At 62.9% G+C, this 13951-nt stretch carries 14 protein-coding genes; 7 read left to right on the plus strand and 7 right to left on the minus strand.

From position 1 onward, the window contains the following. Nucleotides 1-91: 91 nt before the first annotated feature. The 4 genes from IV091_RS02700 to IV091_RS02715 form a co-directional block, all read right to left on the minus strand. A complete protein-coding gene (locus tag IV091_RS02700) occupies nucleotides 92-880 on the minus strand; it encodes an enoyl-CoA hydratase (RefSeq protein ID WP_293464768.1) in 789 nt (262 codons plus the stop codon). Nucleotides 881-926: 46 nt separating this feature from the next. After that, nucleotides 927-2729, minus strand: coding sequence for a peptidase M61 (locus IV091_RS02705; RefSeq protein WP_293464771.1), 1803 nt, complete (start codon nucleotides 2727-2729; stop codon nucleotides 927-929). 160 nt (nucleotides 2730-2889) lie between these two features. Beyond that, entirely contained in the window at nucleotides 2890-3615 is a 726-nt protein-coding gene (locus tag IV091_RS02710) for a DsbC family protein (protein WP_293464774.1), read from the minus strand. 40 nt (nucleotides 3616-3655) lie between these two features. After that, nucleotides 3656-4786, minus strand: coding sequence for an FAD-dependent monooxygenase (locus IV091_RS02715; protein WP_293464777.1), 1131 nt, complete (start codon nucleotides 4784-4786; stop codon nucleotides 3656-3658). Nucleotides 4787-4893: 107 nt separating this feature from the next. Here IV091_RS02715 and IV091_RS02720 point away from each other — a divergent pair, with 107 nt between their 5' ends. Genes IV091_RS02720 through IV091_RS02730 form a run of 3 tightly spaced genes read left to right on the plus strand, consistent with a single transcriptional unit; the run spans nucleotide 4894 to nucleotide 7718 of the window. Then, nucleotides 4894-5814 carry an MOSC N-terminal beta barrel domain-containing protein gene (locus IV091_RS02720; protein WP_293464780.1) on the plus strand — a complete coding sequence of 307 codons (921 nt, stop codon included), beginning with the start codon at nucleotides 4894-4896 and terminating at the stop codon, nucleotides 5812-5814. Between the two features lie 45 nt (nucleotides 5815-5859). Beyond that, nucleotides 5860-6951, plus strand: coding sequence for a redox-regulated ATPase YchF (ychF, locus tag IV091_RS02725; RefSeq protein ID WP_293464783.1), 1092 nt, complete (start codon nucleotides 5860-5862; stop codon nucleotides 6949-6951). Nucleotides 6952-6962: 11 nt separating this feature from the next. Further along, nucleotides 6963-7718 (plus strand): rRNA pseudouridine synthase, encoded by a 756-nt coding sequence (locus IV091_RS02730; protein WP_293464786.1) that lies wholly within the window; start codon nucleotides 6963-6965, stop codon nucleotides 7716-7718. Here IV091_RS02730 and IV091_RS02735 read toward each other — a convergent pair. Continuing rightward, entirely contained in the window at nucleotides 7715-8197 is a 483-nt protein-coding gene (locus IV091_RS02735) for a YqaA family protein (RefSeq protein WP_293464788.1), read from the minus strand. The genes IV091_RS02730 and IV091_RS02735 overlap by 4 nt on opposite strands. Before the next feature lie 153 nt (nucleotides 8198-8350). Between IV091_RS02735 and dusB the strand changes: the two genes are divergently transcribed. From dusB to purH, 3 genes are read left to right on the plus strand one after another with little or no spacing between them, the layout of a single operon-like run. After that, on the plus strand, nucleotides 8351-9394 hold the full coding sequence (gene dusB, locus IV091_RS02740) for a tRNA dihydrouridine synthase DusB (protein ID WP_293464790.1): 1044 nt from the start codon (nucleotides 8351-8353) through the stop codon (nucleotides 9392-9394). Continuing rightward, entirely contained in the window at nucleotides 9391-9627 is a 237-nt protein-coding gene (locus tag IV091_RS02745) for a Fis family transcriptional regulator (protein WP_293464792.1), read from the plus strand. The genes dusB and IV091_RS02745 overlap by 4 nt, the downstream gene beginning before the upstream one ends. Nucleotides 9628-9671: 44 nt before the next feature. Beyond that, complete coding sequence (gene purH / locus IV091_RS02750; protein ID WP_293464829.1) at nucleotides 9672-11249, plus strand: bifunctional phosphoribosylaminoimidazolecarboxamide formyltransferase/IMP cyclohydrolase; 1578 nt, start codon at nucleotides 9672-9674, stop codon at nucleotides 11247-11249. A gap of 124 nt (nucleotides 11250-11373) precedes the next feature. Here purH and hemL read toward each other — a convergent pair whose 3' ends face one another. Both hemL and IV091_RS02760 read right to left on the minus strand, forming a co-directional pair. Continuing rightward, nucleotides 11374-12705 (minus strand): glutamate-1-semialdehyde 2,1-aminomutase, encoded by a 1332-nt coding sequence (gene hemL, locus IV091_RS02755; RefSeq protein ID WP_293464795.1) that lies wholly within the window; start codon nucleotides 12703-12705, stop codon nucleotides 11374-11376. Beyond that, nucleotides 12686-13645 carry a bifunctional hydroxymethylpyrimidine kinase/phosphomethylpyrimidine kinase gene (locus IV091_RS02760; protein ID WP_293464798.1) on the minus strand — a complete coding sequence of 320 codons (960 nt, stop codon included), beginning with the start codon at nucleotides 13643-13645 and terminating at the stop codon, nucleotides 12686-12688. The genes hemL and IV091_RS02760 overlap by 20 nt, the downstream gene beginning before the upstream one ends. Before the next feature lie 82 nt (nucleotides 13646-13727). On the opposite strand from IV091_RS02760, the gene IV091_RS02765 reads away from it, so the two are divergent. Continuing rightward, entirely contained in the window at nucleotides 13728-13901 is a 174-nt protein-coding gene (locus IV091_RS02765; RefSeq protein ID WP_293464800.1) for a rubredoxin, read from the plus strand. The last annotated feature ends 50 nt before the right edge of the window (nucleotides 13902-13951 follow it).

Raw genomic sequence — 13951 nt, forward strand, 5'->3', positions numbered from 1 at the left:
ACCACCGACATCAGCATTATGAATGCTGCGCTCTAACCAACTGAGCTATATCACCTTGCGACCGATATTATAGCCAGTTAAATCGCCCGATTCAGCGATTCGTGAATGCGGCTTTTCGCTTGTTCAAAAAAGCGTCCATGCCTTCTTTCTGGTCTTGCGTTGCAAACAGCGAGTGGAACAGGCGGCGCTCGAACATCACGCCGTCGCTCAGGCCGCTCTCAAAGGCCCGGTTGACGGCTTCCTTGGCTGCCATCACGCTGGGCTCGCCGAAGCTGCAGATCGTCAAGGCCGCGCCCAGGGTTTCGTCCATCAGCTGCGCCAGCGGCACGACGCGGCTGACCAGCCCGGCGCGCTCGGCCTCCACGGCGTCCATCATGCGGCCGGTCAGCGCCATGTCCATGGCCTTGGCCTTGCCCACGGCACGGGGCAGGCGCTGCGTGCCGCCGGCGCCGGGAATGATGCCGATCTTGATTTCAGGCTGGCCAAATTTGGCGTTGTCGGCGGCGATGATGAAGTCGCACATCATGGCCAGTTCGCAGCCGCCGCCCAGCGCAAAGCCGCTGACCGCGGCAATCACCGGCTTGCGAATGCTGCGGATCTGCTCCCAGTTGCGGGTGATGAAGTCGTTTTTGTAGACATCGGCAAAGTCGAATTTCGCCATGGCGGAAATGTCGGCGCCAGCGGCAAAGGCTTTTTCGCTGCCCGTCAGGATGATGCAGCCTACGCTGTCGTCGGCCTCAAATGCCTGGAGCGCGTGGCCCAGTTCATCCATCAGCTGGTCATTGAGCGCATTGAGCTGCTTGGGCCGGTTCAGCGTCACGATGCCGACCTGGCGCGAATCCGGGCCTTCGGTGCGGGTTTCAATCATTTCATAACGCATGGGAAATCCTTTTTTGGGAGGTTGGGGAGCAAGTTCAGGAGCAGGTTCAGTCTTGGGGACCCAGCCACTGGTCCACCAGCGCCGCATCGTGCACCGCCAGCCGCCAGGTGGTCAGCAGCGGCGGCATCGTCAGCGTCAGCCGCAGCAGGCGTTTGTCGCGCGACACCAGTGCGGTGATTTTTTTGGCGGCGCCGGCGTACAGCGTCAGGTCGTCGAGCCGGCTCATGCGCCAGCCGCCGCTGCGTTTGGTCTCGGCTTGGGTCGCAGGCTCCAGTCCCAGCCATTCATCGCCAGCCGCCAAGCCGGCGCGCTCCGCCGCGCCGCCGCGCAGCACGGCTTTAATGTGTACGCCCTGGCCTTCGCTGACGCGCAGGCCCAGCCGGTGCGCCAGCTGCGCCGGGTCTTCCAGTACGGCCACGCCGTGCTTGAGCAGCAGGGCTTTAACCGGCAACTCGTCCAGGCCGTGCACCCAGCGCGCCAGTTCGGGCGCAAACGAACGGCCGCCCAGCGCGGCCAGCGTGTGCGCCACGTCGGCTTCGCGCAGTGGCCCCGCCTTGCAGCGCAGCCAGAGGGCGCGCATCACGTCGTCCAGCGTTTTGCCGTGCGTGGCCCGGCCTTCGGCGCGCAGCGTCAGGTCAAGGCACAGGGCCACCAGCGCGCCCTTGGTGTAGTAGCTCACCGTGGCGTTGGGCGTGTTTTCGTCGGGCCGGTAGTACTTCACCCAGGCGTCAAAGCTGGCTTGGGCCACCGACTGCACCAGCCGGCCCGGCGTCTGCATGACCTGGTTGATGGTTTTGTTGAGCAGTTTCAGGTAAGCCGCGTTGTCCAGCAGGCCGGCGCGGCGCAGCAGCAGGTCGTCGTAGTAGCTGGTGAAACCTTCAAAAAACCACAGCAATTCGGTGTAGTTTTCGCGCTCGTACTGGTAGCTTTCAAATTCGGAAGGCCGCAGGCGCTTGACGTTCCAGGTGTGGAAATACTCGTGGCTGATCAGGCCGCGCAGCGTGGTGTTGCCGTCTGATGCTTTGTGCTCGCCCACACGCGGCAGGTCTTTGCGGTGGCAGATCAGCGCGGTCGAGTTGCGGTGCTCCAGCCCGCCGTAGCCGTCGTCCACCGCGTTGAGCATGAACAGGTAGTTTTTGAAGGGCGGCTTCTTGCTGCCATGCCAGAAGTGGATTTCGGTCTCGCAAATCTTCTGGGTGTCGGCCAGCAAACGGGCGCCGTTGAAGCTGGGCATTGCACCGGCCACCACCAGGCGGTGCGGCACGCCGCGAACGCTGAAGCTGCCGCTCCAGAACGGCCCCATTTCCACCGGGCAATCGACCAGTTCGTCGTAGTCGGCCGCCGCGTAGCGCCCAAAGCCCTGCCTGTTGACGGTTTGCGCCGTCAAACCGGTGGCCACCGACCATCCCGCGACAGTTGCGGGCGCCGGCAGTTCCAGCGTGTGGGACGATTTTTCCAGTCCCTCCACCTTCAGGCACAGGCTGGTGCCGTTGAAAAACCCGCGCTGGGCGTCCAGCCAGGCGGTGCGTACGGAGTTGTCGTGGGCATAGACCTCGTAGCGCAGCACCAGTGGCTTGGCCGGGTTGCACTGGATTTGCCAGCTGCACTTGTCCAGTTGTTCAAAAGGCGCCGGTGTGCGCGCACCCTGGTGGGCCTGCAGGCCCTGCAGGTTCCTGGCGAACTCGCGCACCAGGTAACTGCCCGGTATCCATACCGGCAAAGACACCCGCTGCAGCGCCGCCGGCTGCGCAATCGTCAGCGTGACGCGGAACAGGTGGGCGTGCAGGTCGCCAATTTCGACGCGGTAGTGAACAGGCGAGGCGGGTGTTTTTTGGGGTGGGCGTGGCATCTTGTACAGGGAATAAGCCGGGGCTGACCGGACAAGACCGGATTTTCACCCTGGATTTGCTATTGAAAAAATAGCTGCTATTGTCCGTAATATATGGGCTAGAAGGCTAATTCTTTAAGAAATTAGCACTTGCAGCGGCTGTTGGCCCCCGGTCGTCCTGTCAGGGTTTGGCGCTGGCCAGCAGTTTTTCGATCTGCTGCACGCCGATGGCGCCCGGCACACGCGAGCCGTCGGCAAAAAACAGGGTCGGCGTGCCGGTGATCTTGTGCTTTTTGCTGAATTCCACGTTGCGCTCCAGCGCGGCGCTGTCGCAGCTGGCTTTGGTTGGCGTCTGGTCGCGAATCATCCAGTCGAGCCAGGCTTTGCCCTTGTCTTTGGCGCACCAGATGTTTTTGGATTTTTCGGTCGAGTCGGCGCTCAGGATGGGCAGCAAAAAGGTGTGAATCGTCACGTCGTTGACTTTTTGCAGATCGCGTTCAAAGCGCTTGCAGTAGCCGCAGTTGGGGTCTGCAAACACGGCCAGCTTGCGCTTTCCGTTGCCACGCACCAGGGTAAACGCGTCTTTCAGGGGCAGGGCGTCAAAGTCGATGGCGCTGAGTTTTTCAACCCGTTCTTCGGTCAGGTTGCGCTTGGCCTTGGTGTCAATCAGGTTGCCCTGGATCAGGAAGTTGCCCTCGGCATCGGTGTAGAAAATGTCGCTCTCGTTGACCCGGATCTCATACAGCCCGTTCATGGGCGTCTTGCTCACTTCATCGATTTTGCTCAAGCTGGGCAGGCGTTCGGCCAGGTTCTTGCGTATGGCCGCTTCCTGTGCAAACGCGGCGCCGAGGCTGCAGGCCAGCAGGCCCAGCACGCTGGCGCGGGCAATCGATTTCACTAGTTTCATGGTCGTTCCTGTTTTTTCAAAAAATTGCTTGTTCAATATCTCACAAACCGGCCGCCTGGCGCGCCGCCCAGCGCTTGAGCAGGTCGCTGCGCGCAAACCCCTTCATGCCCCAGTTGCGCAAGGCCCGCCATGGGCCCTCGCTCTGCGCAAACAGGCCATGCAGGCCATCGGTCACGGCGCCCATGGCGGCCACGTCGGCTTTGCGCGCGCGTTCATAGCGGCGCAGCAGTTTCTCGTCGCCCAGCCCACGCCAGTATTCACGTTGCGCAATCACTTCTGCCAGGCAGGCTGCGTCGGCCAGCCCGAGGTTCAGCCCTTGTCCGGCCAGCGGGTGCATGGCATGCGCGGCATCGCCGGCCAGCGCCCAGCCGGGTCCGACCCAGTGCCCGGCGGTGGACAGCGCCAGCGGCCAACTGGCCCGCTCGCTGCTCAGGCGCAAGTGGCCTACTTCCTGGCCCACCACCGCCTGCAACTCGGCACAAAACGCTTCGGGCGTCAGCGCTTGCAGTGCGCCAGCGCGCGCCACAGAGACAGACCAGACCAGCGCCAGGGAGTTCCCGTCCGCGCCAGACATTGGCAAAAGCGCCAGGATGTCGCCCCGGTTAAACCACTGGCGGGCGATGCCGCCGTGGGGTGTGTCGGATTCCAGCCGCGCGGCAATGGCTTTTTGCGGGTAGGGCTTGACGCACCACTGCACGCCAAATTCGTCGCGGCTGCGGCTTTTCTGGCCTTCGCAGACCACGGTGAGGGCGGCCTTGACCGGCGCCTGCACGGTCTCAATCTGGGGCTGGTAGCGCACCGCCTGGGCCAGTTGCTGCTCCAGCGCGGGCACGTCCACAATCCAGGCCAGCGCCTCCTGGTCCACGCTTTGCGCCGTGAAGTCGAGCTGGCCGCCGTCGTCGCCCCAGACCTGCATCGCGCGCACGGGCGTGGCCATCGGCGCGTCGGGCCAGGCCCTCAGGGTTTCCAGCAGATCCCGCGACGCGCTGTTCAAGGCGTAGGCCCGCACATCGGTGCGCACTTCGGCCGCCGTTGGCCCCGTTGGCCCTGTTGGCGTAATGGCGGGCTGGCTGACCAGGGCCACGCGCAAGCGCTCACGCGCCAGCAGCAAAGCCAGCGTGCGGCCCACCACGCCGTCGCCGCGAATACAGACATCAAAGGGTTTGGACATGCCTCATTTTAGGAGGCAGTGCAAAATCAGCGCCTGGTGGGTGTTTTGGCACCGCCACAAGCCATGAGCAGCTCCATCTTTTTGCCTTCACGAGGACTTGACGCACCGTGACCGATTCTTTGAACAACTCCTCAACGCCCATCGCTCCGGCGGCGCCCTGGGACCTGACCGCGCCCATTACCCAGCTGGTGGTGTACCCGGTGAAGTCCTGCGCCGGGGTGCAGGTGCAGCAAGCCCTGCTGACCGAAACCGGGCTGGAATTTGACCGCGCCTGGATGGTGGTCAATGCGCACGGCGAATTCCTCACGCAGCGTGAGCTGCCGCGCATGGCGCTGATCCAGCCGCAACTCAAGCATTACGAGATGGTGCTGCGCGCCCCCGGCATGCTGGCGCTGCACATTGCGCTGGACCGGGTCGAGGCCCCGGTGCGCGTGCAGGTCTGGGATGACAACGTGCCGGCCTACGACATGGGCCCCCTTGCGGCGCAGTGGCTCACCGACTTCCTGGGTACCACGGCGCGTCTGGTGCGCTTTGACCCCGAGCACCCACGCCTCAGCAGCCCGCAGTGGACCGGCGGCGTCGAAGCGCTCAACCAGTTCTGCGACGGCTTTGCGTTGCTGCTGGTCAGCGAAGCGTCGCTGGTGCAGCTGAACGGCAAGCTCGCTGCCCAGGGAACAGCCGCTGTCGGGATGGACCGCTTTCGCCCCAACATCGTGCTGGGCGATCCGGCAGGCGGACCGGCACTGGCGCCGCACGATGAAGACCGGCTGGATGTCATGCAAATTGATACGGCGCAGGGTACGGTGCGGATCAAGCCCGTCAAGCCCTGTCCGCGTTGCCCGATTCCCAACATCGACCCGGCCACCGCCCTCAGCAGCCCGGAGGTCGGCGACATGCTGCAGACTTACCGGCAGGATGCACGCGTCGATGGCGCGGTGACTTTCGGCATGAATGCCATCGTGCTGGAGGGTGTGGACCATCTCCTGAAGGTGGGCCAGAGCGTCGGCGCCAGCTACCGGTTTGCCTGACCGGGCTATGGAATACACTTCTACCCCTGTTTTTGAAGGTTTGTCATGAGTTTGAAGTGCGGTATTGTTGGCTTGCCCAACGTTGGAAAATCCACCCTGTTTAACGCGTTGACCAAAGCGGGTATTGCTGCGGAAAACTATCCTTTTTGCACCATCGAGCCCAATGTGGGCATCGTGGAAGTGCCTGATGCGCGGCTCGATGCGTTGTCGGCCATCGTCAACCCGCAAAAGGTCCAGCGCGCGATTGTCGAGTTTGTCGACATTGCCGGCCTGGTCGCCGGTGCCAGTACCGGCGAGGGCCTGGGCAACAAGTTTTTGGCCCACATCCGCGAAACCGACGCCATCGTCAACGTGGTGCGCTGCTTTGAAGACGACAACGTGATCCACGTCGCCGGCAAGGTCGATCCGATCTCGGACATCGAAGTGATCCAGACCGAACTCTGCCTGGCCGACCTGACGGCGGTGGAAAAGGCCCTGCACCGCGTGACCAAGCTGGCGCGCTCGGGCGACAAGGAATCGATCAAGCTGGTCGCCATTCTGGAGAAATGCCAGGCTGCGCTCAACGAAGCCAAGCCGGTGCGCACGCTGGAATTCAGCAAGGAAGAGCAGCCGCTGTTGCAGCAGTTTTTCCTGATCACCGCCAAGCCCGCCATGTTTGTGGCCAACGTGGCTGAAGACGGCTTTGAGAACAATCCCTTCCTGGACCGCCTGAAGACTTTCGCCGCCTCGCAAAACGCGCCGGTGGTGGCCATCAGCGCCAAGCTGGAAGCCGAAATGTCGGAGATGAGCGACGAAGACCGCCAGATGTTCCTTGAAGAACTCGGCCAGACCGAGCCAGGCCTGAACCGCCTGATTCGCGCCGCCTACAAGCTGCTGGGGCTGCAAACCTACTTCACCGCCGGCGTGAAAGAAGTGCGCGCCTGGACCATCCATGTCGGCGACACCGGCCCGCAGGCGGCCGGCGTGATCCACACCGACTTTGAAAAAGGCTACATCCGGGCCCAGACCATTGCCTATGACGACTTCATCGCCTTCAAGGGCGAGCAGGGCGCCAAGGATGCGGGCAAGATGCGCGCCGAAGGCAAGGATTACGTCGTCAAGGATGGCGACGTCATGAACTTCCTGTTCAGTTCTTGATTGTTTCCGCGATGACCGAACCGGTACGCCTTGCCAAGCGCCTTGCAGAGATGCGGGGTTGCTCACGCAGTGAAGCCGAGCAGTACATTGAAGGCGGCTGGGTCAGCGTCGATGGTGTCGTGGTCGAAGAACCCCAGTTCCGCGTCCACCACCAGACCATCACGCTGTCGCCCGACGCCAGCTTGCTCGCGCTGGCGCCGGTGACCGTACTGCTTCACAAGCCGGCCGGCTACTGGGCCAGCGACGCGCCGGGCGCCAGCAATGCCTCCGCAGGAAAAACTGCTGCCCAGTTGCTGACGGCGGCCAACCGGTCGCCCGACGACCGTTCGGGCATACGGCCGCTCAAAAAGCATTTCACCGGCTCGGAACTGGCCACGCCGCTCGCCACGCCAGCCAGCGGCCTGGTGGTGTTCACCCAGGACTGGCGCGTGTTGCGCAAGCTGCGCGAAGACGCCCGCGTGCTGGAGCATGAGGTGATTGTCGAGGTCAGCGGCGAGATCAAGCCTGGCGGGCTGGAGCGCCTGAACCGGATGGACCACGGCTTTACCTTCAAGGGCGCGCTGCTGCCGCCGGCAAAGGTGAGTTGGCAGAGCGAGGCGCGGCTGCGCTTTGCCCTGAAGGGCGAGGTGCCCGGCCAGATTGCCTACATGTGTGACAGTGTGGGGCTCAAGATCGAGGCGATGAAGCGGCTGCGCGTTGGCCGCATGTCGCTCAGCCAACTGCAGCCCGGCCAGTGGCGTTATTTGATGCCCTACGAGCGTTTTTAATTGACGAAAATGCCCGGAAAAGCCCAGATCAGGCTGCCTGTCATCAAAAAGTAGCGCGCAAACTTGCCCACGGCCATATAGGCCACACAGGGCCAGAACGGAAACTTGAGCCAGCCGGCCACCGCGCACAGCGGGTCGCCCACAACAGGCAGCCAGGCCAGCAGGCAGGCTTTGGGCCCCAGCTTTTCCAGCCAGCGAACGGCGCGGCCATGGTGGGATGAATGGGTGTATTTGTCGGCCACTTTGTGCGCGCCATAACCCAGCCACCAGTCCAGCGCGCCGCCCAGCGTGTTGCCGGCCGTGGCGACCAGCACGGCGGGCCAGAACATGTCCGGGTTGAGCTTGACGAGGCCAAACACCACAGGCTCCGAGCCCAGCGGCAGCAGCGTGGCCGAGATGAAGGACACCACAAATACCGTGCTCAGGCCAAACTGGGGCAAGGCCAGCAGCTCAATCAGGTGGTGAATCCAGGCTTGCATGCGCGTCCAGTTCAAAAGGTGTGAGTATAGGCAGCGCGGGCGGCCGGGCCGGGCCGGCAGGTGTGCGCACGTCGCTCACGCATTTCAATTGCTGAAATTTTAGGCAGCTACAATCACACCTCTTTTTTGCAACCAGAATCGCCCCTACTTCCCATGAACATCGGCCCTTATGCTTTGGCGAACAACCTGTTTGTCGCGCCCATGGCTGGTGTCACGGACCGCCCGTTTCGCCAGCTGTGCAAAAAGCTGGGCGCGGGCTACGCGGTCAGCGAGATGGTGACCTCGCGCCGCGATTTGTGGGACACGCTTAAAACCTCGCGCCGCGCCAACCACGAGGGCGAGGCGGCGCCGATTGCGGTGCAGATTGCTGGCACCGATGCGCAGATGATGGCCGAGGCCGCCGCCTACAACGTGGACCGCGGCGCGCAGATCATCGACATCAACATGGGCTGCCCGGCCAAGAAGGTCTGCAACAAGTGGGCCGGATCGGCGCTGATGCAGGACGAGCCGCTGGCGCTGCAGATCATTGAGGCCGTGGTGGCCGCCTGCGCGCCGCAGGGGGTGCCGGTCACGCTCAAGATGCGCACAGGCTGGTGCCAGTCGCACAAAAACGCCTTGACGATTGCGCGCGCCGCCGAAAGCGCTGGAGTGCAGATGATTGCCGTGCATGGCCGCACCCGCGAGCAGGGTTACAAGGGCTTTGCCGAATACGACACGATCGCCGAAGTGAAGGCGGCGCTGCGCATTCCGGTGGTGGCTAACGGCGACATCAACAGCCCCGAAAAAGCGCGCGACGTGCTGGCCTATACCGGCGCCGACGCCGTGATGATGGGCCGCGTGGCCCAGGGCCGGCCCTGGATTTTTCGCGAGGTGGCGCATTTTCTGGCCACCGGTCACCACCTGGCACCGCCGCTGGTGGCGGAAGTCAAGCGCCTGCTGCTGGACCATTTGCTCGATCACTACGTCCTGTACGGCGAATTCACCGGCGTGCGCACGGCGCGCAAACATATTGGCTGGTATGTCAAAACCTTGCCGGGCGGCGAAACGTTTCGCGCCCAAATGAACCTGCTGCAAGACTGCGAAGCGCAGCTTGCGGCGGTGGGCGGATTTTTTGACAGCCTGTGCGACCAGATGGACCGCATCCCGGCACAGGCAGGGATGCACAACGATAAAAATCAGGAGGAAACCGCTGCATGAGCAAGCAACATATAGAAGCGTGCGTACGCACCAGTCTGGAGAGCTATTTCCAGGACCTGGACGGTACCGAACCCGATGGCATGTACGACATGATGGTCCGCGTGGTTGAAAAACCGCTGCTGGAAGTGGTCATGCAGCATGCCGAACAAAACCAGTCGCGCGCAGCTGAATGGCTGGGGCTGAACCGCAACACCCTGCGCAAAAAGCTGGTCGAGCACAAGCTCATCAAATAATTCCCGTCGGGCCGGTCCCGCCTAACCCGTATTCCCTCATAAAGATAAACATGAACGCATTGATTTCCGTTTCCGATAAAACCGGCATCCTAGAATTCGCGCAGGCCCTGCATGCGCTCGGCATCAAGCTGCTGTCCACTGGCGGAACCGCCAAGCTGCTGGCGGACGCCGGCCTCCCGGTCACCGAGGTGGCCGACCACACCGGTTTCCCCGAAATGCTCGATGGCCGCGTCAAGACGCTGCACCCCAAGGTCCACGGCGGCCTGCTGGCCCGGCGCGACCTGCCCGAGCACATGGCGGCTTTGAAAGCGCACGACATAGCCACCATTGATCTGCTGGTGGTCAACCTCTACCCGTTTGAAGCCACAGTGGCCAAGCCCGGCTGCACGCTGGAAGACGCGATCGAAAACATCGACATCGGCGGTCCGGCCATGGTGCGCTCTGCGGCCAAGAACTGGAAAGACGTCGGCGTGCTGACCGATGCGTCGCAATACGCGGGTGTGCTGGCCGAACTCAAGGCCGACGGCAAGCTGACGGATAAAACCAAATTTGCCCTGTCGGTCGCCGCGTTCAACCGCATCAGCCAGTACGACGGCGCGATCAGCGACTACCTGTCCAGCATCCAGGAAGACGGCGGCCACAGCCTGTTCGCAGGCCAGGCCAATGGCCGTTTCATCAAGGTGCAGGACCTGCGCTACGGCGAAAACGCGCACCAGCAGGCGGCACTCTACCGCGACCTGCACCCGGCGCCGGGCTCGCTCGTCACGGCCAAACAGCTGCAGGGCAAGGAACTGTCGTACAACAACATTGCCGACGCCGATGCCGCATGGGAATGCGTCAAGAGCTTCACCGAAGCGGCTTGCGTGATCGTCAAGCATGCCAACCCCTGCGGCGTGGCCGTGGGCGCCGATGCGCTGGACGCCTACAGCAAGGCCTTCAAGACCGATCCGACCTCCGCATTTGGCGGCATCATTGCCCTGAACTGCCCGCTCGATGAGCGTGCGGCGCTACAGATTTCGAAGCAGTTCGTGGAAGTGCTGATGGCCCCGGCGTTCACGCCCGAGGCGCTGGAAGTGTTCAAGACCAAGGTCAATGTGCGGATTTTGCAGATAGCCCTGCCGCCCGGCGGCCCGACCGCCTGGGAGCAGGGCCGCAACCTGATCGACATCAAGCGCGTCGGCTCGGGCCTGCTGATGCAGACTGCCGACATCCATGAACTGCTGCTTTCCGACCTGAAGGTCGTCAGCACGCTGCAGCCGACGCCGGCCCAGCTGCAGGACCTGCTGTTTGCCTGGACCGTTGCCAAGTACGTCAAGTCCAACGCCATCGTGTTTTGCGCCGGCGGCATGACCATGGGCGTGGGCGCCGGCCAGATGAGCCGCCTCGACTCGGCCCGCATTGCCAGCATCAAGGCCGAACACGCGGGCCTGTCGCTCAAGGGCACGGCGGTGGCGAGCGATGCCTTCTTCCCGTTCCGCGACGGCCTCGACGTGGTGGTGGATGCCGGCGCGAGCTGCGTGATCCAGCCCGGCGGCTCGATGCGCGACCAGGAAGTCATCGATGCCGCCAACGAACGCGGCGTGGTCATGGTGCTGACCGGCGTGCGCCATTTCAGGCATTGAGCCTTGCGCCAGCGCGCCATTGGCGCTGAATCAAAAAAAGCGGCTGATGGCCGCTTTTTTTATGAGAAATCAGGCTCTAGCGCATGATGGATGGGCGTTAGTAGCTATTGTATTTGTAGCGATTTCAGCGCGCTGCGAAAAACCGCGCTGCCGCCGCCACCGTTGCGGCTATGTCCTCGGCCGTGTGCGCCGCGCTGACAAATCCCGCCTCATACAGCGCCGGGGCGTAGTAGACGCCACTGTCGAGCATGGCGTGAAAAAAGCGGTTGAAGGCCGGGCTGTCGGTCTTCATGACCTGGGGGTAGTTCTGCGGCAGGGTGTCCAGCAGGAAAAAGCCGAACATGCCGCCTTCGCTGTCGCCGCAAAACGGCACGCCCGCTTGCGTCGCCGCCTGCGTCAGGCCTGCAACCAGGCTTCGGGTGCGTGCGCCCAGCGCGTCGTAAAAGCCGGGTTTCTGGATTTCGCGCAGCGTGGCCAGGCCGCAGGCCGTGGCGACCGGGTTGCCCGACAGCGTGCCGGCCTGGTAGACCCCGCCCAGCGGTGCCAGATGCTCCATCACGGCGCGCGTACCGCCAAAGGCGGCCATCGGCATGCCGCCGCCAATCACCTTGCCCAGCGCGGTCATGTCGGGTTTGAAGCCGGGAATGTGCTGCGCGTAAACGCTTTGCGCGCCGCCCAGCGCGACCCTGAAGCCGGTCATCACCTCGTCAAACACCAGGAGCGCGCCGTATTGTGTGCAGAGTTCGCGGCAGCGCTTCATAAAAGGAACGCTGGCGCGGACAAAATTCATGTTGCCGGCAATCGGCTCGATCATCAGGCAGGCAATGTCCTTGCCGTGCAGCGAAAACGCTTCTTCCAGCTGCGCGAGGTGGTTGTATTCAAGTACCAGCGTGTGCTGCACCACCTCGGGCGGCACGCCTGCGCTGGTCGGGCTGCCAAAGGTGGCCAGGCCCGAGCCGGCCTTGACCAGCAGCGCATCGGAGTGGCCGTGGTAGCAGCCTTCGAACTTGATGATCTTGCTGCGCCCGGTGGCGCCGCGCGCCAGCCGGATCACGCTCATCGTCGCCTCGGTGCCAGAACTCACCAGCCGCACCATTTCGATGGACGGCACCAGCTTGACGATTTCCTCGGCCAGTTCCACCTCGCGCTCGGTCGGCGCGCCGTAGGAGAATCCTTCGAGAACAGCTTTTTGGACCGCCTCAACGACTGCCGGATGTCCGTGGCCCAAAATCATCGGGCCCCAGGAGCCGATGTAGTCAATGTAGCGCTGGCCGTCCGCATCCCAGAAGTAGGCGCCCTGGGCGCGCTGCACAAAGCGCGGCGTGCCGCCCACCGCCTTGAAGGCCCGGACCGGCGAGTTGACGCCGCCGGGAATCAGCTTTTGGGCGCGTTCGAACAGGGCGGCGTTGCGGGATGTCGTCAGGGGGGTTGCGGGCTTAGTGTTTGGTTGTTCCATTGGGGGGCAGTTCAAAAAGGGGGTTAGACGCCAGCGTGTCGCTGCCGTCCGCGTCAGGTGCTTCATCGCCGTCAGCCTCGTCTTCGGCTTGCGCCCAAAACAAGCGGTCCGGCACGATGTGGCCCATGCCGGGATGAAAGCCGGCCTCCAGGCTGTGGTCCAGGTAGGTCAGTGCCTCCGCCGTGGCGGCCTGCAGCTCGTGGCCGTTGGCCAGCAATGCCGTCAGTGCTGCCGACAGCGTCTCTCCAGCGCCGGAGAAAACAGCTTCAAAACGTTCGAATTTCTCGCTATACAGCACCGCTTGCGGCGTCGCCAGTACATTGTCAATGAACTGGTCAGGCAGCGGAATGCCCGTGACCAGCGTGCAGGAAACGCCCAGATCGGCAGCAGCCTTTGCGATGTCGCGGGCCGAAGGGTTGCGCTCGCCTGGCCAGTCGGGCAGCAACCAGCGCCACAGGCTGCTGTGGTTGCCCACCAGCAAGGTGGTCTGGGGCAGCAGCAGTTCACGAAAGGCGTCCAGGTAGCTGTCAATCTTGCTTTCTTCCCACCAGGACAGGCTGGGCATGTACGCAACCAGCGGCACATCGGCGTAATCCGATGCGATTTCGGCAATGGCGCTGATGTTTTCCGGGCTGCCGACAAATCCGACCTTGATGGCCGAGACGGGCATGTCTTCGAGCGCGGCGCGCGCCTGGTCGGTCACGGCTTCGTCGTCGAACGCGAAGTGGTCAAAAATTTCAGCGGTGTCCCGCACATAGGCGCCAGTCACTACCGCCAGCGCATGAGCGCCGGCCGACACGAAAGCGGCAATGTCCGCGCCCAGGCCGCACGCGCCACTTGGATCGTTGGCATTGAATGTCATGACGCATGCGGGGCAGAAATCGCCATCTTCGGCCTGGAGTGGTCGGCTTTCCGGCTGAAGGGGGGTGGGGTTTGCCATAGGCTGTAATTTTGCCTCGTACGCGAATTAGCAACGCGGCCTAGATACAATTGTTGCATTCTATTTGAAGGCAACTTAAGCTGTGACTGAATCAAAAACGTGGATGTGTTTAATTTGTGGATGGATCTATGACGAAGCGCTGGGTGCGCCCGATCATGGTATTGCTGCGGGGACGCCATGGGCTGAAGTGCCCATGAACTGGACTTGTCCAGAATGCGGTGCACGCAAGGAGGATTTTGAAATGGTTCAAATGTGAGCATTCGGGCAACCGCGTGAATACCCGCCCTTTGGCATCGAAATCAGAAA

Origin of the sequence: Polaromonas sp., assembly GCF_018780625.1 — a bacterium.
Lineage (GTDB): Bacteria > Pseudomonadota > Gammaproteobacteria > Burkholderiales > Burkholderiaceae_C > Polaromonas.

Excerpts from the sequence above, each read along its gene's own strand:
- IV091_RS02700 (WP_293464768.1), bottom strand. The coding sequence starts at position 880 with ATGCGTTATGAAATGATTGAAACCCGCACCGAAGGCCCGGATTCGCGC.
- IV091_RS02705 (WP_293464771.1), bottom strand. The coding sequence starts at position 2,729 with ATGCCACGCCCACCCCAAAAAACACCCGCCTCGCCTGTTCACTACCGC.
- IV091_RS02710 (WP_293464774.1), bottom strand. The coding sequence starts at position 3,615 with ATGAAACTAGTGAAATCGATTGCCCGCGCCAGCGTGCTGGGCCTGCTG.
- IV091_RS02715 (WP_293464777.1), bottom strand. The coding sequence starts at position 4,786 with ATGTCCAAACCCTTTGATGTCTGTATTCGCGGCGACGGCGTGGTGGGC.
- ychF (WP_293464783.1), top strand. The coding sequence starts at position 5,860 with ATGAGTTTGAAGTGCGGTATTGTTGGCTTGCCCAACGTTGGAAAATCC.
- IV091_RS02730 (WP_293464786.1), top strand. The coding sequence starts at position 6,963 with ATGACCGAACCGGTACGCCTTGCCAAGCGCCTTGCAGAGATGCGGGGT.
- IV091_RS02735 (WP_293464788.1), bottom strand. The coding sequence starts at position 8,197 with ATGCAAGCCTGGATTCACCACCTGATTGAGCTGCTGGCCTTGCCCCAG.
- dusB (WP_293464790.1), top strand. The coding sequence starts at position 8,351 with ATGAACATCGGCCCTTATGCTTTGGCGAACAACCTGTTTGTCGCGCCC.
- IV091_RS02745 (WP_293464792.1), top strand. The coding sequence starts at position 9,391 with ATGAGCAAGCAACATATAGAAGCGTGCGTACGCACCAGTCTGGAGAGC.
- hemL (WP_293464795.1), bottom strand. The coding sequence starts at position 12,705 with ATGGAACAACCAAACACTAAGCCCGCAACCCCCCTGACGACATCCCGC.
- IV091_RS02760 (WP_293464798.1), bottom strand. The coding sequence starts at position 13,645 with ATGGCAAACCCCACCCCCCTTCAGCCGGAAAGCCGACCACTCCAGGCC.